The sequence below is a fragment of the Limnospira sp. genome (assembly GCF_051859755.1).
GTDB lineage: Bacteria > Cyanobacteriota > Cyanobacteriia > Cyanobacteriales > Microcoleaceae > Limnospira > Limnospira fusiformis.
The window spans coordinates 1-25,931 of record NZ_JBIMLI010000064.1 but is presented as its reverse complement, the minus strand read 5'-3'; the positions used below and the strand labels follow the sequence as shown (position 1 = coordinate 25,931).

General features: G+C 44.4%; 19 protein-coding genes. 9 read left to right on the top strand and 10 right to left on the bottom strand.

What is annotated here, in order from left to right; genetic code table 11:
* Window positions 1-90: 90 nt before the first annotated feature.
* The 3 genes from ACTIE0_RS12790 to ACTIE0_RS12780 form a co-directional block, all read right to left on the bottom strand.
* Window positions 91-1,137 carry a caspase family protein gene (locus tag ACTIE0_RS12790; protein ID WP_006669769.1) on the bottom strand — a complete coding sequence of 349 codons (1,047 nt, stop codon included), beginning with the start codon at window positions 1,135-1,137 and terminating at the stop codon, window positions 91-93.
* 186 nt (window positions 1,138-1,323) lie between these two features.
* On the bottom strand, window positions 1,324-2,610 hold the full coding sequence (gene ftsZ, locus ACTIE0_RS12785) for a cell division protein FtsZ (protein ID WP_006669768.1): 1,287 nt from the start codon (window positions 2,608-2,610) through the stop codon (window positions 1,324-1,326).
* A gap of 270 nt (window positions 2,611-2,880) precedes the next feature.
* Complete coding sequence (locus ACTIE0_RS12780; protein ID WP_006669767.1) at window positions 2,881-3,723, bottom strand: cell division protein FtsQ/DivIB; 843 nt, start codon at window positions 3,721-3,723, stop codon at window positions 2,881-2,883.
* A gap of 147 nt (window positions 3,724-3,870) precedes the next feature.
* On the opposite strand from ACTIE0_RS12780, the gene ACTIE0_RS12775 reads away from it, so the two are divergent.
* The 3 genes from ACTIE0_RS12775 to ACTIE0_RS12765 all read left to right on the top strand — a co-directional run bounded on the left by ACTIE0_RS12775 (window position 3,871) and on the right by ACTIE0_RS12765 (window position 11,938).
* Window positions 3,871-5,223, top strand: coding sequence for a P-loop NTPase family protein (locus ACTIE0_RS12775; protein WP_006669766.1), 1,353 nt, complete (start codon window positions 3,871-3,873; stop codon window positions 5,221-5,223).
* Between the two features lie 559 nt (window positions 5,224-5,782).
* Window positions 5,783-10,972, top strand: a complete 5,190-nt coding sequence (locus ACTIE0_RS12770) for a WD40 domain-containing protein (protein ID WP_006669764.1) — start codon at window positions 5,783-5,785, stop codon at window positions 10,970-10,972.
* Between the two features lie 159 nt (window positions 10,973-11,131).
* Complete coding sequence (locus tag ACTIE0_RS12765) at window positions 11,132-11,938, top strand: TPM domain-containing protein (protein ID WP_006669763.1); 807 nt, start codon at window positions 11,132-11,134, stop codon at window positions 11,936-11,938.
* A 196-nt stretch (window positions 11,939-12,134) separates the two neighbouring features.
* Here the strand turns inward: ACTIE0_RS12765 and hisS are convergent, their stop codons facing one another.
* From hisS to pedR, 3 genes are all read right to left on the bottom strand, one after another.
* Complete coding sequence (gene hisS / locus ACTIE0_RS12760) at window positions 12,135-13,412, bottom strand: histidine--tRNA ligase (protein ID WP_035760203.1); 1,278 nt, start codon at window positions 13,410-13,412, stop codon at window positions 12,135-12,137.
* 103 nt (window positions 13,413-13,515) lie between these two features.
* Window positions 13,516-13,827: a hypothetical protein gene (locus ACTIE0_RS12755; protein ID WP_006625887.1), complete on the bottom strand. Its 312-nt coding sequence runs from the start codon at window positions 13,825-13,827 to the stop codon at window positions 13,516-13,518.
* Between the two features lie 19 nt (window positions 13,828-13,846).
* Window positions 13,847-14,164 (bottom strand): photosynthetic electron transport-dependent transcriptional regulator PedR, encoded by a 318-nt coding sequence (pedR, locus tag ACTIE0_RS12750; protein WP_006625886.1) that lies wholly within the window; start codon window positions 14,162-14,164, stop codon window positions 13,847-13,849.
* Window positions 14,165-14,293: 129 nt separating this feature from the next.
* On the opposite strand from pedR, the gene ACTIE0_RS12745 reads away from it, so the two are divergent.
* Window positions 14,294-15,268, top strand: coding sequence for a carbohydrate kinase family protein (locus tag ACTIE0_RS12745; protein ID WP_006669762.1), 975 nt, complete (start codon window positions 14,294-14,296; stop codon window positions 15,266-15,268).
* A gap of 105 nt (window positions 15,269-15,373) precedes the next feature.
* Here the strand turns inward: ACTIE0_RS12745 and ACTIE0_RS12740 are convergent, their stop codons facing one another.
* Together ACTIE0_RS12740 and ACTIE0_RS12735 are read right to left on the bottom strand one after the other, a co-directional pair.
* On the bottom strand, window positions 15,374-15,694 hold the full coding sequence (locus ACTIE0_RS12740; RefSeq protein ID WP_006625884.1) for a hypothetical protein: 321 nt from the start codon (window positions 15,692-15,694) through the stop codon (window positions 15,374-15,376).
* 380 nt (window positions 15,695-16,074) lie between these two features.
* Window positions 16,075-17,034, bottom strand: coding sequence for an orange carotenoid-binding protein (locus ACTIE0_RS12735; RefSeq protein WP_006625883.1), 960 nt, complete (start codon window positions 17,032-17,034; stop codon window positions 16,075-16,077).
* A gap of 199 nt (window positions 17,035-17,233) precedes the next feature.
* Here ACTIE0_RS12735 and ACTIE0_RS12730 point away from each other — a divergent pair, with 199 nt between their 5' ends.
* Complete coding sequence (locus tag ACTIE0_RS12730; protein WP_006669761.1) at window positions 17,234-18,160, top strand: CYTH domain-containing protein; 927 nt, start codon at window positions 17,234-17,236, stop codon at window positions 18,158-18,160.
* Between the two features lie 43 nt (window positions 18,161-18,203).
* On the opposite strand, the gene ACTIE0_RS12725 is transcribed toward ACTIE0_RS12730, so the two are convergent.
* Window positions 18,204-19,091, bottom strand: coding sequence for a prephenate/arogenate dehydrogenase (locus ACTIE0_RS12725; protein WP_006625881.1), 888 nt, complete (start codon window positions 19,089-19,091; stop codon window positions 18,204-18,206).
* Window positions 19,092-19,325: 234 nt separating this feature from the next.
* On the opposite strand from ACTIE0_RS12725, the gene ACTIE0_RS12720 reads away from it, so the two are divergent.
* The 4 genes from ACTIE0_RS12720 to ACTIE0_RS12705 all read left to right on the top strand — a co-directional run bounded on the left by ACTIE0_RS12720 (window position 19,326) and on the right by ACTIE0_RS12705 (window position 25,209).
* Complete coding sequence (locus tag ACTIE0_RS12720) at window positions 19,326-20,885, top strand: pentapeptide repeat-containing protein (RefSeq protein WP_006625879.1); 1,560 nt, start codon at window positions 19,326-19,328, stop codon at window positions 20,883-20,885.
* An 80-nt stretch (window positions 20,886-20,965) separates the two neighbouring features.
* Window positions 20,966-22,519, top strand: coding sequence for a pentapeptide repeat-containing protein (locus ACTIE0_RS12715; protein WP_006625878.1), 1,554 nt, complete (start codon window positions 20,966-20,968; stop codon window positions 22,517-22,519).
* A 161-nt stretch (window positions 22,520-22,680) separates the two neighbouring features.
* A complete protein-coding gene (locus tag ACTIE0_RS12710; RefSeq protein ID WP_006669760.1) occupies window positions 22,681-24,246 on the top strand; it encodes a helicase C-terminal domain-containing protein in 1,566 nt (521 codons plus the stop codon).
* Window positions 24,247-24,360: 114 nt separating this feature from the next.
* Entirely contained in the window at window positions 24,361-25,209 is an 849-nt protein-coding gene (locus ACTIE0_RS12705) for an amino acid ABC transporter substrate-binding protein (RefSeq protein ID WP_006669759.1), read from the top strand.
* Window positions 25,210-25,358: 149 nt separating this feature from the next.
* Here the strand turns inward: ACTIE0_RS12705 and ACTIE0_RS12700 are convergent, their stop codons facing one another.
* Complete coding sequence (locus ACTIE0_RS12700; protein ID WP_006669758.1) at window positions 25,359-25,913, bottom strand: RNA-guided endonuclease TnpB family protein; 555 nt, start codon at window positions 25,911-25,913, stop codon at window positions 25,359-25,361.
* Window positions 25,914-25,931 lie beyond the last annotated feature (18 nt).

The following is a 25,931-nucleotide window of genomic DNA, read 5'->3' as shown; positions in this document are numbered from 1 at the left end:
CCCAGTAATATTAGTTTCATCTTCAAGGGGATTCTGATTCAGTTCTGATGATTTTACCATGATTATTTACCTGCAAATTACTCTGTTTTACTATTCATCTTCGGAGTCATTGGTTTTCCGTTGTTTCGCACCGATAACCACATCTCGCTGTGATTGAATCACATCACCGCCAACCTTCCAACCGGGTTGATTAAACCCCCCAGAAATATGGGTTTCCTGTTTCCCAATTTCTCCCACATTTCCAGCAATATTAGTTTGATTGTCAACGGTTTGGTCTTTTTGGTCAAACACCACCGAAGGTTGAGACTTAGCCGCCGTTTCGGTTTCCGGTTCTTCTGTCGCTTGCGGAAATGGCAACCCTTTGGGTTCTATGCTTCCCCCCGCATAATAAGCCACCACAAAATTATCAGCATTTTCATAGTGTAAAACCGGGTGTTGTCGGTCTTGGGTGCGGGTGGGGATGACCTGGCGAGTATGTAAGGCTAAATCGGCGACCCTCACCGAACCATCTTTTTTAGCCACCCCAGAACCACAAAAGGCTTCCATTAAAGCCATGGTAAATTCGCTATTATGTTTGTGTTTATCAAAATATGAGAGTTCATCTTTCTTACAGGAGGCAATCCAGGCTTTTCCTCGACCTTCTTGTAATAACTTGATGGCTTCAGGCGGTAAAGGAGAGGCAGCCATTTCTAGTCCTGGTGCTTTGGCTTCTCCCACGCCTCCCGCATGGCAACAGTCCAATAAAATTAACATTTTTTGGGAGGTAATAGCTTTAAGTTTTTCGGCAAATTCCTGACTACTAATAGCAGTTTGATAGAGTTTATTAATGTTGTAGCCATAGGGCATGAAATAATAAAACTCCCCGGTAGGTGAGGCGACTTGATAGCCATGACCGGAAAAATAGATAACTACAGTTGACTCGGAATTGGTGGTTTTAGCGAGTTGATCTAGGGCTTCTAATACCTGAGAGCGATCGGCTTTTTCATTAACTAATAATGTCACCTGTTCGGGTGGATAGGCGCATCTGGACGGGTCGGTGAGAATGGCAACTAAACCCTCAGCATCATTAACGGTGTTGGGTAAATCTTGACCAACCCCAATTACTAAAGCGTGTCCGTTTTTATAAGTGCTAGACATAATTTAATGGAAACTATAAATTGCCCTTCTGATACCTATAGGCTAACCTCAGATCCGGAAAGTGGCGAAGAATTTAATTATTGCTTAACACGCTATGACCCTCAGCGCCCAATTCCCATAAATAACCCCCCTACCCGGTAATCAGATGGGTTAAGGGGGGATAGGAATTTAGGAATTTTTGATCCTCTACCGACCAGGAGGCGGACGGCGACGACGGAGAAAATCGGGAATATCAAGTTCCTGGGGCTGAGGTTGTGGATCAGGAGCAGGAGTCGGTATAGTGCGCTGCTGAGGAATAGAAGTTATGGGTCGAGACAAAGGAACCTCTCTGCCGGATTGGGGAACAGTAGATTTAGATTCACCGGTGAACCCGGTAGCAATGACGGTAATTTTGACTTCACCCTGCATCCGTTCATCAATGACGGCCCCAAAAATAATATTAGCATTAGGATCGACGACTTCATAAATGGTCTCGGCGGCAGCATTGACCTCATGCAAGGTCAGGTCTGTGCCTCCAGTAATATTAAATACAACTCCCCGCGCACCCTCAATGGAGGATTCTAATAAAGGCGAAGAAATAGCAGTTAAGGCAGCTTCCCGCGCGCGTGACTTACCAGAACCAATACCAATACCCAATAAAGCGGAACCGGCATCAGCCATGACTGCACGGACATCAGCAAAATCCACATTCACCAATCCGGGAATGGTAATAATATCAGAAATACCCTGAACCCCCTGGCGCAATACATCATCAGCATAGCGGAAGGCTTCCTGTACAGGGGTTTGCTCATTAATGACGGACAGGAGCTTATTGTTAGGAATCACAATGAGGGTATCAACGCGAGTTTGAAGGGCGGCAATTCCCTCGTCAGCCTGGGAAATGCGTCGCCGTCCCTCAAAGGTGAAAGGACGGGTAACTACGCCAATAGTTAAGGCTCCAACTTCTTTGGCGATTTCGGCGACAATAGGAGCGCCGCCAGTACCTGTGCCACCACCTAGACCAGCGGTAATAAAGACCAAATCGGCACCGTCTAAGGCTTGGGCGATTTCATCCCGGGACTCTTCAGCGGCTTTTTGACCGATCGCCGGATTTCCGCCAGCTCCCAAACCTCTGGTCAGTTTTTGACCAACCTGAAGGCGTTTAGATGCTTTAGACTGAGTAAGGGCTTGGGCATCGGTATTGACGGCCCAAAACTCGACACCGGAGACCTCGCTATCAATCATCCGGTTAATGGCATTTCCGCCACTTCCCCCTACACCAATAACTTTAATTTTGGCAGCGTTGCTAGGCACAATATCACTACTCCAGGACTGTTCATTAGGGACGGCGTTACCATCATTATTATGATTATTTAATCCTTCATTATTTTGGCGAAAGGGGTTAGCCGATTCTGCTGCCGTCCACAGGCTGGCTTTTCCTTCAGGTTGGTTGTTATTTGGGGTAGATCCCAGATTGCTCTTATCAAGCATCATTTTAAGTATTTGGGGTAGATGAATCAGTTTTAATATTTAAACAAGTCCAAGTCAACTAAGTTTGTTTAAGTTGAGCTAACAACCCAAAACGCTAATATAGCAGTTATCAGGACAGTAGGACTTAGATAGTTAGTGACACCTAGATGGTCAAGTCTTTCCTTTTGGTTCCAGTTAAGCTGTTCCCGGCTCTGAATACTGACCCTAGGAATCTCTCCCCGGTCCTGGTTAGTTTAATAATGATTTAAACTATACAGGGATGTAGTCAAGGGTTCACTTAGAGAAGGAGGCTTCTGATAGTGATGACTGATCTGAGATCATTAACACCAAGGGAGAGTTGGGATTTCTGAGATCAATATAGTCCACTTGACTCACATCAACTTGTTCCGGCAATTTTCTCATGCGATCGATAACCTGCAACTGTTCCCAAAAGTGTGTACTGTATGAGCCAATATGCACCTCGCCGATCTCAGTCATTAAAATAATATTAGCTGGATTTTGCCAGTCAATTTCATGGATGTCAACCGGGGAGCGACTCAGATCACTATACATCTGCTGCCAATGGGGTCGATACATCTCAAAGTTACCGATTACTCTCAGATTTGGCAGTTGACCCGTTTGTTCTAGCTCAGTATAACTTGATAATGGCATCCAACTACCTTCAGCATCCAACCAGCCAACGATCGCCTCAGTTCCTGGGGTAGTAGTTCCTATGGGAGGTTGAGCGATCGCCACAGGTTCTCGTTCAGTCACTTCTATAGTAAGGCGGGGAGGAAATACCTGCCTAATCACGATCGCTTCCGATATGGGAGCATTATCGATCAAGGCTTGTTGAATAGCGGAAGGTTGAATTTGCCACACTGATTGAGGATAGGACAAAGGCAGGTGTGAGCGAATATTGTGCTGAGAAAGTAACTGATTACCCTTAATCTCGACCTGTTCAGCTTCTTTAATTAACCAAATCGGCTGACTAATTCCCCAAAATACCCCCCCAGAAATACCTCCGACCGCCAGAACCTGCCAAATCACCCGAACCAATTTTAAACGTCGCTGACGGCGAAGTTGTCGTCGGCGAGTCCCTAATCGATTGCGAGAAGTAAACACAATATTGGCCATTCCTAATTTTTGTCCCTTCTAATTCCCTTATCTAAAAGACTATCCCCCTTGACTGCTATTCCCCTAGTGGGGGGAGAAACCACATCCCTGGCGTATCAGCATCATCCTACACTCAAAAGGAGGCATCGTAACATAAGTGAGTCAATTATGGTTGGACTTAACCTGAACCAATTTTACAAAGCCTGCAATCCCAGCAAAACCATTGATATGGCGAATCTGGAAGATCAGCAGTATTATATCGATTTTTCGTCGGTTCGCGGCAGCAATATTGTTCGCGAGTTAAGCCGCACTATCACATTGCTTTCCAGTGATGAACCCACCTGTCAGTTATTTTCTGGACACATTGGCTGCGGAAAATCCACAGAACTGTTTAGACTCAAAGATAGTCTGGACCAACAAGGATACCATGTAGTTTACTTTGAGTCATCCCAAGATCTGGATATGGCTGATGTTGACATCAGTGATATTGTACTGGCGATCGCTCGTCAAGTGAGCGAAAGCATTCAAACTGCCGCAGTGCAGTTAAAACCCGGATACTTCGGCCGCCTGTTTACGGAGATTGGTGATTTTTTGCAAACCCCCATTGAATTATCTGGTGAGGCGGAAATTTCCATTGGTATTGCCAGAATTACCGCTCGCACCAAAGATTCCCCTAAACTGAGATCTCAACTGCGACAATACCTTGAACCGAGGGTTAGCACTATTTTAGAGGCGATTAATGAGGAACTACTTAAACCTTCTAACGAGACTCTCAAAAAGAGAGGCAAAAACGGGTTAGTAGTGATTGTTGATAATTTAGATCGGGTAGATAATTCCCCCAAATCCTGGGGACGTACTCAGCCAGAATATTTATTTGTTGATCGGGGTGAGCAACTCAGACGGCTACATTGTCATGTGGTCTATACAATTCCTTTAACTTTAATGTTTTCTAATGATTATGGTCGGCTTTCCAGTCGATTTGGGGTGAAACCAAAAGTCTTGCCGATGGTTCCGGTATGCAATCGAGATGGTTCCGAGAACCCCCAAGGTCTGGCTTTATTGCAACAGATGGTTTTAGCGCGTGCTTTCCCGACTTTACCACCCGAAGAACGGATTTCTTATATTCCCGAATTGTTTGATACCCCCCAAGTTCTCGATCGCCTCTGTCGGGTTAGTGGTGGTCACATGAGACGATTGCTAATGTTAATGTACAGTTGTCTACAACAGGATGATCCACCTTTTTCGGCTGATTGTTTAGAGACGGTAATTCGGGAATATCGCGATGACCTATTAGGAGCTATTACCGATGACGAGTGGGATTTACTTTTGCAAGTAGTCGAAAATCAAAGCGTGCGCGGGGAAGATGAATGTCAAACCCTCTTGCGGAGTATGTTTGTCTTTGAATATCGCGATCGCTCTGGTCGTTGGTTTGGCATTAACCCAGCTTTGATAGATACACCCAAATATCAAAATTGGCAACTTAATAAATCTCCCACTCATCCACCAGCAGCCATGAATTAATTAGTATCTGCTCAATATCTGCCAATAAGTCCTAATTAAGACCATCTACCAGCCGATATTATGGTCAGACATATCGGTTATTTTTTGCTGCCAATTTTACCGGAAATCTCGGCCAAGATAGCGACTAGTTTTTCGGGTTTTCTCGCACAAAAATTACGGGAAGTGTTAAATTTTTATTTTTTTTTTAAATTTATCATTATCATGTATAATAAGTAGGAGTCAGGGTGTAGTTTAGTCAGAATGCCAGCATACTATAAGTCAGATTGTAGTGAGAGCGTTGAGCATTGGGGGGCCACAGCCACCAGTGTTAATCAACCACAGAAATCACGCTATAGTATTTTGACTAATGAAAAATTGATTGAGTATTGCTATCTGTACTGGATGGTAATTTTCAATTAATTGTGAATATTTAATGATGTCTAAGCCACCGACTGGATAGGCATCTATAATCTCAGGGAATCAGCCACAATTGGAGCCGGGGAAACTCCAAAATTATCAATCCTCACCTAACGAATACTGATTAAATAGCCACCCTCAACTCACCGGGTTAAATTCAGCCATGACTAATCAATTAACGCCTCAGAAATTCGAGAGCCAAAATCAGCGATCGCTACAAAGATTAGCCCGCGCTATTTCTTTTTCCAAAGGTCAATTTTCTCTAATTTTAGTAAGCTGTAACTATTCCTATCTGCAAACGAAAGTGATCAAGCAATTACGGGAAAAATTACCAGAAGCAGAGACCATTCAAACCATCACGCTTTCCCCGAAAGTTACCACCCTCTACACCACATTATTAGATCGCATAGCCACCCCTACCCCTAGCGTCTTAATGGTCATGGGTTTAGACACAGTAGAGGCTTTAGAAACCCTGCTAAGTTCGACCAACCAAGTCCGGGATGAATTTCGGAAGAATTTTTCCTGTCCTTTAGTATTGTGGACTACAGATATCCTAGCCAAAAAACTAATCCGACTAGCGCCAGACTTTAAAAGTTGGGGTGCAGCTACGATTAAATTTGAAATGGCGACCCCAGACCTGATTAAATCACTGACCCTGCAAGGTAACACGCTGTTTTCCTTAGCGGAATTACGAATTAGGTCAGGAGAACTGCAAAGCCGCAAATTTGATGGCAGGTCAAAATCCCCGAAATATGACCTAAGTATTGGTTCGAGTCGTCGCCGGGAATTAGAATTTGCTTGGAAAGATTTACAACACAGGGGAGTGGAACTTAACCTTTTTCTCCAAGGGACGAAACAATTTATTTTTGGCTTAGATAAAGATGCTCAAGACTTAGGAGAGGAGGCGCGCGTTCATTATCAAAAAAGTTTAGCGGATCTGGAAAATTGGATCTCTCCGACCACAACCAGTGCTGACCCCTATCAATTTGCCTATCCTATTTCCTATCAAGTTATCCGGGGGATTATCTTATTTCACATTGCCTTAAACGATCGCCTAAAAGCTATGCGATCGCGACACATTCCCCATGCCAAATCCCCAGGTACTAACGTCAAAGTGCTGCATTCAGCTAAAACCCACTTAGAACAATCCCGACAGGCTTTTGAAATGGCGGGAAGACCAGATTTAGTAGCTGGAATTCTCTGTTATTTAGGGGATGTTCTGAAGGGATTATACCAATGGGAGGATTTACAGAACCTAGCGGAAACGGGAATAAAAATCCATTTAGCCTACGGTGGCGATCGCCAATTAGCCCAAGATTATGGATTTATGGCTGAAGTAGCTCTTCAGCAGAAAAAATGGCATAAAGCCTTAGAACTAACTAAACTAGCCCTAGCAATTATTGACTCGGAAAAGCGCCCCAATGAACGGGGAACTTATCTGCTGCTATTGGCTCGCAGTCATAAACATTTAAATGAATGGGAAACAGCGATTAAGGAACTAGAAAAAGCCCGACAAGAAACCTCCCCCAGTTATGATCCGCAATTGTATATTGATATTTTGGCGGAATTGCGTAATCTCTACTACGAACAAGGTCAATATATCAAAGCATTTCGGATTAAACAAAGACAACGAGAAGTTGAGCATCAATACGGTTTTCGGGCTTTTATTGGGGTTCATCAATTGCAGCCATCTAAACAGGCATTAAACCCGGTTATTTCCTCTAAAAATAATACCTCAAAAGCGGCTATTAGTCCGGGTTTTGAGATGACTAATAATAGCAGAAATAAAGATATTAATAATCTGATTCACAGGTTAGGACGAGATGATCATAAATTAATTGTCCTACATGGTAGTTCTGGAGTCGGTAAAAGTTCGTTAATTAATGCGGGTTTAGTCCCAGCTATGGCGGAAATTAGTTTAGGGGCTCGTAATGTTCTACCCGTGGTCATTAATAGTTATACAGACTGGGTGCGAGAACTAGAAGCAGCCTTAGCTACAGCCTTAATTAATCAAGATAGTCTGAATATTAAAGCCAAGAATTTAAAACGGCTTTGGTATCGGAAAATTATCAAGGCTTCCCAAGGTAGTAATGCTCTATGTAATACCACGGACATCCAATCTTTGAATCATCGCGATCGCAGCTCATATATTTTGCATCCCGATTCATTTATTAACAGTCGTCTCCAGAAAAACGCGGAGCAAAATTTCCTGACTGTTATCATTTTCGACCAATTTGAGGAATTCTTTTTTCTCTGTCGCGATCGCTCACAACGCCAGACATTTTATGAGTTTTTAAATCTCTGTCTAAACGCGCCTTTTGTCAAGGTAATTATTTCCTTGCGCGAAGAGTGTTTACCCTGGTTATTGGAATCGGAATATTTATCGCCTTTAGATGCTATCAATAACAATATTTTAGATAAACATATTCGCTATCATTTGCGAGATTTTACCAAGAGGGAAGCTCACCGAGTTATTCAGGCTTTAACCAAACGTGCTAACTTTCATCTAGAACCGGCTTTAATTGATAAATTAGTAAAAGATTTAGCGGATGAAAGCTCCGAAGTGAGACCAATTGAATTACAGGTAGTTTGCTCGCAACTCCAGGAAGAAGGACTAAGAGGAATCACGACCTTAGCCGAATATGAGAGACTCGGAGACCATCCCAAAAACCAACTAATCGAGCATTTTATTAATGGTATTATTCAAGACTGCGGCCCCCCCAACGCCAATGCAGCCTGGGATATTTTATTTGCGCTTACGGATGAAAAACTCGCCCGTCCCATGAAAACGCGATCGCAATTAATCGCGGCGATTAGACCAGATAAATCTACGGTTACTCCCGGTAAATTTGGGGATAATAAACCCAGCGATAATCATCATAATTTTATTGATATTATCCTAGAATCAGGTTTGCTACTCCGTCAGCATGAGCAAACAGAAGACCGCTATCAACTCATGTATGATTATCTCGTATTTCCCATCCGAGAACGCTATAGAATTCTCGCCGCACAGCGCCAGGTAGAAATCGAAAAGAAACTGCAACAAAGTCTGAAAGCAAAAACCCAAGCCGAAGCGGCTCAAAGCGAAAGCGAAAAACAACTGATACACCGGAATCGACTCTTAAAACAACTGCTTTGTGTGTCAATTATTGCCACTCTCGGATTAGGGGTATCAACCAAAATTGCTTACCAACAAAAACGCCTATCTTATATCACCTCATTAACAGCATCTTCCGAGGCACTATTTTTCTCTAATTATCGTTTTGATGCTTTACTGGAAAGTTTAAAAGCGGCTCAAAAAATCAAAAAAATTAAGTCCTTATCTCTCAATGCTAACAGTTTCCATGAGGCGGAAATTCGGGTAGCAGCCACCCTAGGACAAGGAGTTTATGGGATTCATGAACAGAACCGCCTAGAGGGTCACGCGGATATAGTGTGGGATGTAGTTTATAGTCCCACGGGGGATATGTTAGCCTCTGCTAGTACAGATAATACTATCAGATTATGGACTCCTGAAGGGAAGGCGATCGCCACTTTAACCGGACATAATCATAATGTAACTAGCCTAGATTTTAGTTCCTGTGGTCAAATGTTAGTTTCGGCTTCGGATGACCATACAGTTAAACTATGGAGTCGGGACGGTAAACTGTTAAAAACATTCATCGGACATACAGATAGAGTAAAATCTGTTCGCTTTTCTCCTGATGGTAAAATGATAGCCTCGGCGGGGAGCGATCGCACCATCAGACTATGGAATTTACAGGGAGAAATCATCCGCACTATTCGTTTTCGCCATACCGCACTCACCTGGATTAACTTTAGTCCTGACGGGGAAATATTAGCCGCCGCAGCCAATCAAGGAGACGTGCAATTTTTCAACCAACAGGGTAGAAGATTAATGAGTATCACCCACACCAAAAATCGGGACTCAGTAATTTATGCAGTTAATTTCTCCCCCAATGGTCAATTCATAGCCACCAGCGGTACAGATGGAACAGTGAAACTCTGGACTCGCCAAGGGGAATTACTCAGGACTTTACAAGTAGATGAAGATATTGTTTTCTGCGTCTCATTTTCTGGGGATGGTCGGACTTTAGCCACAGCCGGATCTGATAAAACCGTCAAAGTCTGGAGTTGGGAAGGGGAATTACTCCAAACCTTTCGCGGTCATGGAGATAAAGTAACAAGGGTACGTTTTTCCCCGGACGATCGCACCCTAGCTTCATCAAGTTATGACAAAACCGTGAAGTTATGGAATCTCCACACTAACCCCAGAGCCACTTTAAAATCTCATAATGATCGAGTTCTCGATGTTAGCTTTAGTCCTGATGGTCAAATCTTAGCTTCTGGGTCTCAAGATACAACCGTGAAATTATGGAGTAGTTCCGGGAAACTCCTACAAACTCTATCAGGTCATAGCGATCGCGTTTCTTCCGTGAGTTTTAGTCCTAACGGAGAATGGTTAGCCACAGCATCCTATGATCACACAGTCAAAATCTGGAAACGCCTTAATCCCCAGTCCGACTTGTCCCGCAATTGGCCCAGTAAACTGCAGCTTTCCAAGTTTAACGGTATTGGGGTCATGCCAAAATCTCTGTTTGTACCCTCTCCAGTCGCCACCTTAGTAGGTCACACTGATAGCGTCATGACTGTGACTTATAGTCCAGACGGTGAGTATATCCTCACCGGAAGCAAGGATGGAACCATTAAACTCTGGACTGCTGATGGTCAATTCCTACGCACCATCAGAGGACATCAGGAATGGGTTAATCAGGTGAGTTTTAGTCCCGATAGTCGGACAGTGATTTCCGCCAGTGATGATGGGACTTTAATTCTGTGGAAGTGGGACCCAGCCAATACTATGCTTGATCGCCTCAAAACTATCCAGGCTCATGAAAGTTATGTCTTGGGGGTTAACTTTAGTCCCGATGGTAAAGTTATAGCCTCTGCTGGATACGACAATACAGTTAAATTGTGGACTCAGGAGGGAGTTTTGCTCAATACCCTATTAAAAGGGACTAGCGATAGTGTCACTCGTGTAGTCTTTAGTCCTGATGGGTCTTTAGTGGCTTCCGCTAGTTATGATAGTCATGTTCGCATTTGGAGCGCTAAGGACGGAACTTTGCTAAAAACTTTGATGGGACATGGTGATAGTGTTATGTCTCTGACTTTCAGTCCAGATGGCCGAACATTAGCCTCCGCTAGTCGCGACCACAGCGTGATTCTGTGGAATTTGGATCTCGATAGTCTCGTAGACAAGGCTTGTGAGTGGGTTCGCAACTATCTTGACCATAATCCTAATGTTAGGGATAGCGATCGCCAATTGTGCGAGAACACCTACCAGAGGAGTTAACAAGCCTCCTTACCCTGATCAGGAATCGTCATAGACACTGGCTGCATTTCTCCGATTTTATGATAAGGTTAACAATTGTAACGAATATGAGTTGGCATTATCTGTGGGTTAAGCAACATCTGCCGTCGTTCACATTTGATTATTTGGTATAAAATATCTATGCAACAAATCTGGTCGCACAAACTCTTCCGATTCATTGCTGTATTCTGTGTCGTGCTTTCCACCTGGGCGATCGCACCTGTAGCAGGCGCTTACAACAACCCTGAACTTTTACCCGAAGTCCAAACCCCGATCATAGATTTAGCTGAACTGCTGACAGACGTTCAAGAAGACCTTTTAGCCGAAGACCTGAAACAGTTTGAATCCCAAACTGGCTGGAAACTCAGGGTCCTAACTCAGTTCGATCGCACTCCCGGTCGCGCCGTTAAGCAATATTGGGGACTTGATGAACACAGTGTCCTATTGGTAGCTGATCAACGCGGCGGTAATATTCTTAACTTTAGTGTCGGTCGGGATCTATACGACCTGCTGACCCGAACCTTTTGGGTGGAACTTCAGACCCGCTACGGTAATCAATACTTTGTCCGCGATAATGGTGAAGATCAATCAATATTGCAATCTATCCAAACCATTGAAACCTGTTTACTCAAAGATGGTGGTTGTCGAGTAGTTCCCGGTCTTCCCAGAGAACAATGGATTCTCACCTTAATCACCTCCGCCTTGGGTGGGGTGATTTGTGGTATTGCGGCTATTCCCCGTAAACCCGGACAAATTGTGGCTTGGCAATGGGCCTTAATCTTTTCTCCCCTGTGGGGCATTTTATTTATAGCCTTCGGTCTGGGTCCGGTAATTAGTCGCACCTCCGACTGGGTTCCGGTAATTCGCAACGTCTCGGCTTTCTTAATCGCTGTTTTGGCGGCTTATCTAACTCCCGCCTTTAACCACTCTTCCACCTCGGAAACTTAAACCTTTGACGATTCCTATAAATTAGGGCGGGTTCAGCAGTTTATTGTCAATTAACCGTGATTTTCTAACCCGCCCATATCTGCAAAAACCGCCTTTTTAATTAACAAGAATTATGGCAGTTTAATCACTCCCAGCAGTCATTTCCACAATTACCCCCCTTGTTTTTACTCAACAAAAACAGCCAATTAACTAATAATTAATTGTTGGCAATTAACTGTTGTTTAATTTGGTCAGCCTTGGCAATTAGATCAACTTGATTGAAGACAGTTTGCTCGCCACTTTTCAACCATTTGAGGTTCACAGTTCCGGCGATCGCTTCAGCATCTCCCAACACCAAACAAGCCACAGCACCACTGCGATCGGCTCGTTTAAACTGTTTACCAAAAGCACTACCACTCAGGTCTAATTCAACCCTCAACCCCGCTTGACGCAGTTTCTGAGCCAAAATCAGACTATTAGCCTCGGCTTTTTCTCCGCGAGACACCAAATATAATTCTGGGGTAACTTGTGGAGGTTGGTGCAATTGCTGAAGCAGAATAATTAAACGTTCCAAACCGATCGCCCAACCCACCGCCGGGACTTCCGGGCCGCCAAGTTCCTGGACCAAACCATCATAGCGACCACCGCCGCAAACGGTAGCCTGAGCGCCAAGGTCATCAGAAATAATCTCAAAAGCAGTATGGGTGTAATAGTCCAAACCGCGAACCAGTCGAGGATTGAGCGTGTAAGAAATCCCCAATTCCTTAATCAAATACTGGACTCGTTCAAAGTGAGATTGCGATCGCTCTCCCAGATAGTCCAAAATACTGGGAGCGTCGCGGGTAATTTCCTGGGTGCGTTCATCCTTACTATCCAAAATCCGCATGGGGTTACGGGTAAGGCGATCGCGAGAGTCTTGATCAAGTTCGTCCTGAAAGGGTGTCAGATAATCCACCAAGGCTTGACGATAATTTTGGCGATCGGTGCGATCGCCTACTGAATTAAGATTCAAATGCAGATTGGTGACTCCCAAACTCTTGAGGATATCCACCGCCACCGCGATCACTTCCACATCAGCGCGGGGGTCATCACTACCGAGAACCTCCACCCCAAGTTGATGAAATTGTCGTTGTCGTCCCGCTTGAGGACGTTCGTAGCGAAACATCGGCCCCATATACCATAGTCGTTGTACACCAGGGTTAGCGAATAGTTTTCGCTCAATATAAGCTCGGACTACCCCGGCTGTACCTTCAGGACGCAGGGTAATAGAGCGATCGCCGCGATCGCAGAAAGTGTACATCTCCTTTCCCACCACATCCGTAGCCTCACCGATACCCCTTTCAAACAAGGCAGTTGGCTCAAAAATCGGTGTTCTGATTTCTTGATAATTACCTCGCGCCAAAGTCTCCTCAGCCACAGAAGCTACCCACTGCCAATAACCGACTTCCTCTGGGAGGATATCACGGGTTCCTCGTAAACTTTGAATTGATTCCATCTCTAATATATAAATCCGTGCCAAAATATGACTCACCGCTAGGAGCATGATCCCCATACTCAGGGAAGTTGTGAGCCTTCTGTACTGATCAATTTCCTGGTGATCAATTTATGTTGATGGTGTCTAAAGATTGCCAAGAACCATAGCGATCGCCATAATAAGCTAAAATCCGTTCAACTTGCGAGTTAATGTCCCCGTCAGATGATTCCGAATATTCAATTGATAGGGCTGCGATTTGACTCTCAATGGGGTCAAATTTCGGCAATTCCCCGCCGTCGGTATCTTTAGACATAGGCACTAAACCCGTCTGTACACCCTCCACCTGTCGCAGGTGAGCAGCCACTTCCCGATAAACCGCTAAAGGTAATCGCGGACAGCAAAGGTGATAACAGATTTTTGAGTCACAACTTGCCATGATGATCAGTGATCTATATTTACTCAACTATAGGAGAGGATACAGTTTCATCAACACTATCAGTTAATTCTGCTGATGATTCTGGTTCTGGTAGGGTGCAGCAATTGATATTATCAATGCAAACTTTACCCCATTGCAAAGACCAGCGGACCAACTCCACCCGATTACCTGTCGAGGTTTTAGTCAGGATGTTACTTATGTGGTTATCTACTGTACGTTTGCTGATTTCCAGCTTTTCGGCGATTTCCTGGTTAGTCAAACCGATCGCCACCAGTTCCACAACCTGTAGTTCTCTTTCCGAGAGGGAGACAGGGGATTTGAATTTACTGTCGGACATAGAGGTATCCTATCTCTGCATATTTACTTACTTATCACCATTTTAAACTGTACAATCCATTTGCGTCTTCTAACCTCAGATGCTTCTGCCCCAGCGCAGATTCTGTGAACTCTATTTTTGACAGTCAAGATGAATCATTCTCGCGTTATTTGCCTCGGTGAAATTTTATTTGATTGCTTGGCAGACGAGCCTAACCAGTCCTGGGGAGAAGTTAAGTCTTGGACGGCTCACCCGGGAGGGGCTCCGGCTAATGTCGCTTGTGCTTTGGTGAAATTGGGAACCTCTGCCGGGTTTATTGGGGCGGTGGGTTCTGATGAAGGCGGCGATCGCCTCCTGGGGTTTCTTCAATTGGTCGGGGTTGATACTACAGGCATTCAAAGACACCCATCAGCACCCACCCGACGGGTTTATGTGTTGCGTTCAGGCACTGGTGAGCGAGAGTTTGCCGGATTTGGGAATCTCAATACTATCGATTTCGCTGATGCCTATTTGCAAGCCGAAGCCATACCAGAGTCTTTGTTTGTAAATGCTGACTTTTTGGTGTTGGGTACATTGGAACTCGCCTACCAGGAAACCCGCCATGCTATTAGTCGTGCTTTGAAGTTAGCCGATCGCTATAATCTCAAGATTTTAGTAGATATTAACTGGCGATCGAATTTTTGGCCAGACCCGGAAGCAGCCAAACCCCTAATTATGGATTTGCTCAAACAGGTTGATTTTGTCAAATTATCAGAGTCTGAAAGTATCTGGCTATTTGATACTACTGATCCTGGTACCATTAACTATCGCCTAGACTCCGTGGAGGGGGTCTTAGTTACTAAAGGCGATCGCGGCTGTTCTTACTGTCTCGGAGATCATGAGGGTTATTTTCCCGGATTTTCTGTCCCAGTTCAAGATACCACTGGCGCAGGTGATGGCTTTGTGGCTGGCTTTATTCACCAAGTTTTGCAGTTGGGTATCCCTAGCCTCCATAACCCCGAAACCGCTAGGGCGATCGTTACCTATGCTAGTGCAGTGGGAGCCTTGGTTACTACTGAATTAGGAGCGATCGCTGCCCAACCCACCGCCGCCCAAGTTGAGGAATTTCTAAAACAGCAGCCATAGCCACCGAAAATTGATAAGTCTTATTACTGGGGGCGGGTTCAGTAATCAGTTTTGATTCTCAACAGTCCAACTACTCAACCCGCCCTTATTCAATAGGTGCGAGAATTAGAGCCTAGTCAAAGCCGAGATTTTCGCTAATTTATCTTGACCCAAAACCTGTAATTCTTCCAGGCTTAACCATCCCTGTTTAACTAATGTGGCTAACACAAACACACTGGCAGCATCTCGATAGTCATACTTACCATCAATATCGTGTCTTCTGGCACTCAAAAAATCATGCAATTTCCACACCTCGTCAATTTCTGTCAGATTAAACGCTTTTTGTTTAACCTCATCAATCAGAATCTTAACCTCCCGCTCATAAGCCTTGTGTAAGGCATCTACAGCCGCGTTTTTATCCTGTTCAGACCAATTAATTTCACTCACTTATCATTACCTAATTGAGCATTACCACAGCCGATATTTGCTCGATATTTAGTGCGCGAGTACCGTATGAATATATCTAGGCAATAAATAGGTGCTATCAATCATCATATAGCCATCAGAAATCTTCGATAAATCATTATGAACTTTATCTCCTGTGGTTGTAATTTGATCTGAACCGCTGGTAGTTCACAAATCATTTCATAATGCTATATTAAACACGGTCTTCTTTCTCCTATTAACCTCAAGTAACTTTTTACTGCCCGTAACACTACAATCATCGCCACATTCAATCGATGGGGAATCGACTTTATCCCCAGCAGAAAAGGGAGCGCTTTTGTTGAGAAAACGCTCGCCTATATAATTTCTAGGTGAACTCCATTCTAGCGCACCAAGTTCAACAACTCTTTGGGAGATGCTAACAAATCGATCGCCACAAAGAAAACCTTATTTTCTGGGTTCAGCAAGAAGCGCCAAGCAATATTCATCCCCACATTACCACCAAACCAGGGAGTTTGCACTTTACCAGTAACCTTAATCTGAGTATAGCCATCTTCCGTCGGTTCAGAAACACCTCGTTCTGGGATTAACTTCAAGTTCTGGCATTCTTCCCGGAAAAACCGCAGCACATTATCGCGACCAACAATTGGTTTTTGGAAAGGAGGTTGTAACGCTCCATCTTCTGCAAACAGACTAATTAAGTTATCAAAATCGTTAGCATTCAAGTTGTCCATGTATTGCAGGACTGTGGAATTGGTCACACCTTCGATTTGAACTTTAGTCCGTTGGGACATCTCTTGAGGAGGTACAACAGGTTCTGCTACCCGTTGATAGCTGCCTAATTTGCTGGTATCGAACCCCATATCAACAACACAATTACGCAGCACCGTGATTTGTTGACCTGGATCAATACCTTGAATCGTCACTAGGATAGCGTTGGCGTTAGCTGAGAGTTTGTAGCCTTCGGGAATGGGCGCAACAAGTCCTTGATCCATGAAACGCCCTAGTTCATACCAGAAACCCAGCTTGATATTAGGAGACCAACTAGCATAGGTACGACAAATGGGAGTATCTGTCCGGTTCGCCAGGTCACACATAGCTTGGGTTTGCTGTAGGGGAGTCATCTGCCGAATTTCCTCTAGGGTTTTTTCAGCAAACTGCATATTCGCCGCCCCGGGAGCCGCAATGGTGATGGTTTTACCCATTTCCAGATACGCAAACCAAATGAGAGCCAGTTGATCTTCGGCACTAAGCTGCTTGAACCGAGCGATCGTCGCCGGAACTACGTCAGCCGCTAGGGTTTCTGGAAAAATGCTACGAGCCGAGTCAATGGTGAATGGCATTATGTGTACCTCTACTTCAATTTCTGTTAAAGCAACTTTACCATACTTAACAAAAATTTACAAGTTTAGGTATCTCAGAATGCAGAATTTTTTTTTATACCACCGATTAGTCAGGGGAGGGCTTAACTTTTCACTCTTGACCCGGATAGCGCGATACAATAGGCGCACAGCTTGGTAAATTGGGCAAATTGACTAAAATATGGCAGTTGAGATCGAACGTAAATTTTTAGTGCGCGGGGACCAGTGGCGATCGCTTTCTGTGGGAGTGGTTTACCGTCAGGGCTATATCACCACCACCCCAGAAAAAACCGTCCGAGTCCGCATCGCCGGAAATCAGGGCTATTTGACCATTAAGGGCGCTTCTGAGGGCTATCAGCGCGCCGAGTTTGAATATCTGATTCCCATTGAGGATGCCGAACAGATGTTATCTAGTTTATGCGTTGGCCCTCTCATTGAAAAGAAACGCTATAAAATTCCCATCGGTGATCTGATCTGGGAAGTTGACGAATTTTTCGGGGATAATCAGGGGTTAATTTTAGCCGAAGTGGAATTAAACAGCCCGGAGCAGGCTGTGGAGTTACCAGAGTGGATCGGGGAAGAAGTTAGTCACGATTACCGATATTATAACGCTAATTTAACCAAGTTTCCCTATACTCAGTGGGCATATCAAGTGAGGACAACAATCATGGAATTTCAGACCCAAGTTCAACGAGAATGTTATGAACAGGTCGCTATCTGGATGGAGGAGATGTTCACTCAGTATCCTTGGGAAAAATTAGACGATCCTGGCTTTGGTTTATTTCTGGGTTCCGCGTGGGTGGAAGTGCGAATTTACCCCTGGCACGAAGATGCTGTCATTGAAACGCGATCGCTCGTAGTTCAAGGGGCAGAAATTACCCCGGAATTGATGCAATTTTTATTATTGAAAAATTCTCAAATGCGCTTTGGTGGTTTTGCGATCGATGACCATGATAATATTTGCCTTAGCCATACCATAGTCGGTTCAACCTGTGACCCCGGAGAATTAGAGTCCTCAGTTTTATCTGTCTTAGAAACAGCCGACGATTTTGATGATCAAATCATCCAGAAGTGGGGCGGTAAACGGGCTTTAGACATTGTACCATAATCGTTTTGCTACCAACCATCAAACTAGGGCATTATCCCGAATCTTAACAATTAAACCGCGATCGCCCTTGTTGAGTTGCCGTTAAATACTGTTCTAAAGTCTCCCAGTCTTCCTGTTGAATGGCGAGTGTAATTTTATCTAAACTTTCGCGATAATTAGACAAAGACTTTAACACAGCTTCCCGATTATACTTAGCCATCATCACCCCTAACTCTGGGTTCCCACCACCCACCCGGCTGGTGTCTCGAAACCCAGAACTTGCTAGTTGATAAGCCAGATCCAGGATATCCTGATTTTCCTCAGTAGCCGTCGCAGCAATGAGACTAGCGCTAACCATGACCGGGAGATGAGAGATCCAAGCTACCGCCCGATCATGGTCCATGGGGGAACATTGATAAACCCTCGCGCCTAGTAAATTAGCGATCGCCACCACTACCTCTGTCGCTTCTGGGGGGGTGGTTTCCGTGGGAGTAATTACATAGGGTCGCCCTACAAATAACTTTAACTGTGCCGCATCAATACCACTATAAGCTGTTCCCGCCATGGGATGTCCTCCCACAAAGTTCCGCCTTATAGGAGATATAATATCAACAATAGGAGTTTTTACCGAACCTACATCTGTTAAAATGGCGTGAGGATTCAGGTGTTCCAATAGTTGTTCAACCGTAGAAGCGATCGCCCCTATTGGGGTACAAATAAACACAATATCCGCCCTAGCCATTAAGGACAAACTACAAGAGGCTTCATCAACCGCCCCCATAGCGATCGCCCTTTCACAGGTAGACTGGCGGCGAGAAACCCCCAACACCCGCCCCCCCTGTAGCACTGATTCTCCCAGAGGTTCAGTTAATCCCTCCCTCTCCAACAAAGAACGCAAATCCAAGCCTAGGGAACCGCCAATCAAACCCAATCCGACAATACCAATGTTCATTAAATATTATTAAGTGCGATCGCTGCCCTGAGTTTACCAGTGAGAAAAACTGGCAGCCCCAATGCACAACCAAATAACTTTAAATTAATTCCCAATCAAGCAAACTTTTGGCAAATTGTCAACCCAAAACCCCATAGAGATTTATGACACCAGCTCAACGAATTGACATATCCCCCCCAAATTTTGATAGAATAACAGTTTAATTTGCCGACATTAAACTGGAGCGAAAAAGGCATGGATGCCGAAGAACTGCTGCTAGAATACCAATCCGGGAACCGTGATTTTAGTGCCATTCTGCTATGTGAAGCCAATCTGAGCCGGGTCAATCTTAGTCAGGCTAATTTTACCGAAGCCGTTTTGAGCGTTACCAACTTTAGCGGAGCCAACCTAACAGGCGTTAACCTAACTCGAGCCAAACTGAACGTTTCCAAACTTAGCGGCGCTATTCTCCAGGGAGCCAACCTCAATGAAGCAGTTCTCAACGTCGCCAACCTGATCAGAGCCGATCTCAGTCAAGCCAACCTCGTCGATGCGTCCTTAATTCGCGCCGAACTAATGCGAGCCGAACTCAGCGAAGCCATAGTCAATGGGGCGAATTTAACCGAAGCAGATTTAAGAGAAGCCACCCTCAGACACGCCGACCTCCAACAAACCAATTTATCCGGCGCTAACCTATCAGAAGCCTGTTTAATTCTCAGTAACCTAGAAAGATCCAACCTAACCCGTGCTGATCTTACACGAGCCGATCTCAGGGGGGTTAATCTCCGTAACGCTGAACTGCGACAAGCTGAACTAAATGGCGCAGATCTTCGTGGTGCTAACCTGAGTGGCGCAAATCTCCGCTGGGCGAATTTAAGTGGTGCTAACCTGAGTGGCGCCAACTTAGAAGCCACCCAATTAAGTGGCGCAAGTTTACGCGGTGCTAATCTTAGTGGCGCAAGTTTACTCAATTGTAGCGCCATTCATGCTGATTTAACCCAAGCTAATTTGATAGACTGTGACTGGACAGATGCTAACCTGCGAGGTTCCGCATTGACAGGAACTAAACTTTATGGATTGTCCAGATTTAGTTTAATTGCAGATGAGATCACCTGCGATTGGATTGATCTGAGTCCTAACGGTGATGGTAGCAAAATACAGCGTTTTAGTTCCCAACAAGCTCATCAATTTTTTAACGTTGAATCTCCCACCGTTCAAATCCGTATTAATGCCCCCCTAGACCCAGATACCCACTGCATTTTAGCTTCCATATATCGGCAAATTATCCAACACTATCCCTTTATCAAATCTCCCCCTAGCATTGATATAGGTTCGCGCCGAACCCTCTTATCGTTTAGAATAGATGATGAGGAACAGCTATTTCTGACAGCTTATGTAGTGATTCTACCCTTTGCAGATGTCGCCAAAACCAGAGAGTGTATTCTGGAATCATTGCGGATGCTCACCTTGGAAAATAGTTCTCAAATGGGAGTCAGATTATCTAACCAAGTGATTCAGTTTGGCATCGATATAATTAAAAAAATCAGCCGTTTAGAAGACCATTTGTTATCCGAAAAGTTACAGGAAGAAATTGACGGCAATCATCCATTTTTTCACCATCCTACTCAAACCATTTTAAGTAACTTAGTCGGGGAATATTTAGCTATTCATAGCCATCCCGAATTTGGGAGGAAGTTTAGTCATATTCCTGGGTTGATGGATTTATCCAAAATCACACCCGAAAAATATCGGCAAATGGCAATGGCAACACCAGATATTTTCACCAGTTTTGTAGCCAGTTTTGATTCCCCATAATTATGTCATCAAAAATCCTCTAGCTCCCTCGTTAATTGCTCTCTTAATCATTTTAACATCAACAGTGAATTTTCCACAGAATGACAGATACTAACAACCATCAAAATTCTGAGAGTGACGTTCTTAAAGTTTATGAAATTGTCAAAAAATATCGAGATGGAGAACGAGATTTTGAGGACATCAATTTAAACGAAATCAATTTGAGTCGAATTAACCTAGCCGGAGCTAATTTAAGTGGTGCATCCTTGAGTGTAGCTAATTTAAGCGCCTCGGATTTAAGGGAAGTGAATTTGAGTCGTGCTAATCTGAATGTAGCTCGATTAAGTAATGCTAATCTCACCAAAGCTATTTTAAATCAAGCCACCATTAATGTAGCTAATTTAGCAAGAGTAGATTTGACGGAAGCACAGTTAATTAACTCCCTATTAATTCGAGCTGAATTAATTAGAGCGAAACTCACTAAAGCTAACTTCACCCAAGCCAACTTAAATGGGGCGGATCTGCGTGAAACCAAACTTCAGCAGACTAACTTTAATGGTGCTAATTTAAGTGGTGCGAACCTGCGAGGCGCTTCTGGAGCTTTGACTAAATTTACCAAAACCGACCTACGAGGAGCGGATTTAGTTAAAGTTAATTTACCTAAAGCTGATTTTAGTAATGCGGAATTAAGACAAGCAAATCTGACCTATGCTAACTTGAGTAATGCTGATTTTAGTGGTGCAAATATGCGCTGGATTGACCTACAAGGCGCTGACCTCAGTGGTGCTAATTTGACAGAGGCTAACCTCAGTGGCGCTAATTTATCCGGTGCTAATTTAAGCAGCGCGGTGTTAGTAAAGGCTAGTTTAGTTCACGCTGACTTGAGCCAAGCTAACTTAATTCGAGCCAATTGGAGTGGCGCAGACTTGTCGGGAGCCACATTAACTGGCGCTAAACTTTATCAAGTTTCTAGGTTTAATCTAAAAGCTGATGAGATTACCTGTGAATGGGTGGATTTGAGTGCTAATGGTGATCATAGTCAGGTTTATCATTTTGATCGGGAAAGTCTCCGAAAGTTTTTTAATCAAACTCGACCTATAGTTGAGATTCTGGTTAATTCCTCCTTAGATCAAGATGCGAATATGGCTTTAGCCAACATTTACCACAAAATTGCTCAAGAGTTTCCCGTCATGGAACGTCCCCCCAGCCTAGAAGTAGGCGATCGCACTACCAAAATCACATTTATTGCTAACCAAGAACAAGAACTATTTGCTATTGGCTGTCTGGCTATTTTACCCTTTGATGATGCTCCCCAAACCCAGAAAAATATCGTGAATTTACTGCGTCAGATTCAAGATTCCGGGCTGACCAAAGAACGGCGATCGCAATTGTTAAGCGCTATGAGTAAAGTCATTGCCAAAGTTAATGAGATGAAAAAAATAGCCCGCACCATTCGCTCAGAATTCAATCCGCCATTTTTTAGTAAACCGACCCGCACGCAATTAACCAATGGCGGCCAGAAAATGATTATGGTTCATGAAAACTCGCAAATCAGCAAACTCAATCCCTCTCCTAATAGTGGTTCCGATGCCAATTCCACCCCTAATTTTGACCAAGTAATGGCTTTTATTAACAGTTTCAATGATATGCCCTAACAGTAGCATCAAATCTCCAGGTTAACCATTAATCATTCATGGGTCCGGGTTCGATGCTGTGGGTTGGTCGGTGTTCTGCTCACTACAAGCTAAACTAGAAGTCGATGGGCTGAAGTTGAGAACCTCTGGCACCATTACTAAATATTTGGCTTGATAACCCTGTGATTGAAGTAGAAGCACATAATCTGGTTCGTCGTTTGGTGCAGTCCGTTGGTGACATGGACTGGCCACACTATTTGACAATGACAAGATTAGTGGCGCGCGCCTTGCGTTTGGGACGTAGTGCATTAATTCAAACCGGGGTGATGCCAAAAGTCCTCGATCATCCCTATCGGTTTAGTTATCTAATTCCGGTTTTAGTTGGGAAAAAAGCCACTGTCATCGTCGCCTCCGAATCGGTAATTGAGCAACTCTTGACCGTAGAAGTTCCCAAAATTCAGGGTATTACAGATGCAGATGATCAGAAATTACCCCTGATGGCGATTCAAAAAGGCGATCGCTGGCCAAGTCAAGATTTTCAGGGTTTGCTACTAACCACCCCTCAAATATGGTTAGCAGATAGACTAGGCGAAAACCAGCACTTTCCCCCACATATTCCCACCATTATTGATGGTGCCGATGATTTAGAACAGTGGAGTCGCGATCGCCTCACCGTCGCCTTAGAATGGTCAGACTGGACCCTATTAACCCAGAATCGACCAGAATGGCGAGACACCCTCCAGTTAACCCAAGTGCGTCTAATTCGCTCAATTTTCGCGCACCCAGCTAATCTTTATGGTTGTCATCTCCTCGACTCCGAAGAACAGGATATTCTCCAAAATCTGTTTGTGGCTCTTACACAACCCACAGAATCAACTACTACCTCAGCCGAAACCTCTAGTCAACGCTTAGACTCTCGGTGGCACGAGTTTTACCATCAATGGTTATCTGAAAATCAACTAAAGTGGGTAGAAGTTGACCGCGCGCAGGGTTCATTCAAATTATATTGCAGTCCCCTAGAAGTGGCTTCAGCTTTGAGTCCCATTTGGGAAAAACAACCCGTAGTCTTGATTGGCGGCGCTTTAGACTTGGATAAAAACGCTCCCATTTATCGTCAGAGCATGGGATTAGGGGATTTAACCTGTGTGAAATTTACACCCGATCGCCAAAGCCAATTAATTCAACTTTATCTACCTTCTGGGATACCCATGCCAAATACACCCCAGTTTGAGAAGGCATTAATTGAGCAATTGCGGACCTTACTATGTATGAGTATCAATATTAGTGGTTTGAAAGTTATATTGGTTGAGGATATTCCCCTCAAAGGAAGAGTGGCGGCGGTGTTAGCTTCTGAGTTTGGTTCCCTAGTACAGGTGGAAACCACGGCTATCAGCGAAACAGGGGTTTTAGTTACGGGTTGGCAATTTTGGCGAAACCATCAGCATCAGTTAGTTTCTCCCCATTTGTTAGCGATCGCCACTTTACCCTTACCCTCCCTAGAAAATCCCCTAGTAGCCGGGACCGTCGCCTACTACAAACAGCAGCGCCAGGACTGGTTTCGGCTATATTTACTCCCCGCCGCCTTAAGAGAGTTACAGGGTGCTGTCGCTCCCGTTCGCCACAAACAAGGTATCGTAGCCCTATTAGATAGTCGGGTAACTCGTCGCACCTATGGAAAACAGGTACTAACAGCCCTGAGTCCCCACGTTCAAATCGATTATCTCGACACCACCTGGTTAAATATTTAACTGGCTTGATTGTCCTTGCTAACAGTGCTATGATACCATCAATTTCCTTTCCCCAATTGGGCCAAGTTTTTAACTCGGTTTTTTTGATAATCGCCCACCATTTAAATTAGATCTATGAATCAAAAATTGGCAATTCCCCTACTTAGCTTAATCCTGAGTGTGGGCTTTACTGGATATGCAGCGGCGGAAACTGTTTTAGAACAAATTGAACGAACTGGAGTCCTGCGGGCGGGTGTACGGACTGATGCGGTTCCCTTTAGCTATTTAAACGATAATGGCGAGATCGAGGGATATTCTGTCGATTTGATTAGGTTGATTCATGGTCGCCTTGAAGAGAAGCTAAACCAGCCGATCCGGTTGGAGATGACTACTGTTACCCTCCAAGATCGCTTTGAACAAGTCCAAAAGGGAAACCTAGACCTGGTGTGCGAGGCTACTAGCATCACCGCTGAACGGGAAAATGGGGTGGATTTTTCTACTCCCTTTTTTGTAACGGGGATTCAGATGTTAGTCAAAACTGAAAATCGCGATCGCCTTGACCCCACCCAACTATCCGAAACAGACATTTCAACCGTTAGCTTGGAACGGGTTACCATTGGATTTTTAGAATCTACCACCGCTGATAGCGAGTTGCGCCCAGTTTACCCAGAAGCCCAATGGGAAGCCGTCCCTAGCCGCGCTGAAGGTATCCGCCGCTTACAGGCGGGGGAATTACAAGGCATTGTTAGTGATGGTATTCTGTTGCTTGGACAGTTGTGGAAAGATGGGAGCGATCGCCAGAACTTTCAACTGGTTCCCAGCCAACCCCTGACCTTCGAGAATTACGGATGTATCCTACCCATGAACAGCCGGGAGTGGAGCCGAGTAGTTAATTCAACTATTGCCAGCCCAGAAAACACTACCCTTTGGAATCAATGGTTTGATACCAACCAAGGTAGGTTCCCTTATCGTAAATTTGAATAAGTATTGACCGAGAATATGCCGATCAACAAACCGGGAAATCTGGAGGGGGTTTCTCGTGTTTTGGGGAGGCGAAATTAATCGTATATTCTGCCTGCATGAGTTTTGACATCCGCCTATCCGTCCCGGCGTGCGCTAACGGGGCTTTCCATCTATTTCAACAAATCAAAGATTGACAATTGTTGAAATGCTGGACGGGTTGACGCTTCATTGAGATGTGCTTTCTTTACAGAAAGTCTGACCCTCTCTCCACATCCGTTTAAAGTCTCCAAATGCCCTCCGGCGACCTTAATATTAATCGCAGCGTTAACATCTCTATCATGAGATGTGCCACAATTTAAACAAGTCCACTCTCTCATATTTAATTCTTTTTTGCCACCGCGAAAACCGCAGCCAGAACCGGTTTGAGAAGTGGGAATCCATCTATCAATGACACGAAAATCACGCCCGTACATAACAGATTTAACTTCTAGCATTGTTCTCAAACTGCGCCAACCCAAATCTGAAATAGCACGGGATAGTTTTCGGTTTTTCATCATCCCTGAAACCTTTAAATCTTCCAAGACTATCGTTTGGTTTTCACGAATAATCCGAGTTGACAATTTCTGAAGAAAATCGTTTCTGGTATCAGAAATCTTGGCGTAAAGTTTAGCTAATTTCTTTCTAGCAACTTCCCTTCTTTGACTGCCTTTCTGTTTCCTCGACAAATTACGTTGTCATCTTCT

What these genes read in the sequence shown, in the direction of transcription:
- ACTIE0_RS12790 (WP_006669769.1), bottom strand. Translation starts at nt 1,137, where the DNA reads ATGTCTAGCACTTATAAAAACGGACACGCTTTAGTAATTGGGGTTGGT.
- ftsZ (WP_006669768.1), bottom strand. Translation starts at nt 2,610, where the DNA reads ATGATGCTTGATAAGAGCAATCTGGGATCTACCCCAAATAACAACCAA.
- ACTIE0_RS12780 (WP_006669767.1), bottom strand. Translation starts at nt 3,723, where the DNA reads ATGGCCAATATTGTGTTTACTTCTCGCAATCGATTAGGGACTCGCCGA.
- ACTIE0_RS12775 (WP_006669766.1), top strand. Translation starts at nt 3,871, where the DNA reads ATGGTTGGACTTAACCTGAACCAATTTTACAAAGCCTGCAATCCCAGC.
- ACTIE0_RS12770 (WP_006669764.1), top strand. Translation starts at nt 5,783, where the DNA reads ATGACTAATCAATTAACGCCTCAGAAATTCGAGAGCCAAAATCAGCGA.
- ACTIE0_RS12765 (WP_006669763.1), top strand. Translation starts at nt 11,132, where the DNA reads ATGCAACAAATCTGGTCGCACAAACTCTTCCGATTCATTGCTGTATTC.
- hisS (WP_035760203.1), bottom strand. Translation starts at nt 13,412, where the DNA reads ATGGAATCAATTCAAAGTTTACGAGGAACCCGTGATATCCTCCCAGAG.
- ACTIE0_RS12755 (WP_006625887.1), bottom strand. Translation starts at nt 13,827, where the DNA reads ATGGCAAGTTGTGACTCAAAAATCTGTTATCACCTTTGCTGTCCGCGA.
- pedR (WP_006625886.1), bottom strand. Translation starts at nt 14,164, where the DNA reads ATGTCCGACAGTAAATTCAAATCCCCTGTCTCCCTCTCGGAAAGAGAA.
- ACTIE0_RS12745 (WP_006669762.1), top strand. Translation starts at nt 14,294, where the DNA reads ATGAATCATTCTCGCGTTATTTGCCTCGGTGAAATTTTATTTGATTGC.
- ACTIE0_RS12735 (WP_006625883.1), bottom strand. Translation starts at nt 17,034, where the DNA reads ATGCCATTCACCATTGACTCGGCTCGTAGCATTTTTCCAGAAACCCTA.
- ACTIE0_RS12730 (WP_006669761.1), top strand. Translation starts at nt 17,234, where the DNA reads ATGGCAGTTGAGATCGAACGTAAATTTTTAGTGCGCGGGGACCAGTGG.
- ACTIE0_RS12725 (WP_006625881.1), bottom strand. Translation starts at nt 19,091, where the DNA reads ATGAACATTGGTATTGTCGGATTGGGTTTGATTGGCGGTTCCCTAGGC.
- ACTIE0_RS12720 (WP_006625879.1), top strand. Translation starts at nt 19,326, where the DNA reads ATGGATGCCGAAGAACTGCTGCTAGAATACCAATCCGGGAACCGTGAT.
- ACTIE0_RS12715 (WP_006625878.1), top strand. Translation starts at nt 20,966, where the DNA reads ATGACAGATACTAACAACCATCAAAATTCTGAGAGTGACGTTCTTAAA.
- ACTIE0_RS12705 (WP_006669759.1), top strand. Translation starts at nt 24,361, where the DNA reads ATGAATCAAAAATTGGCAATTCCCCTACTTAGCTTAATCCTGAGTGTG.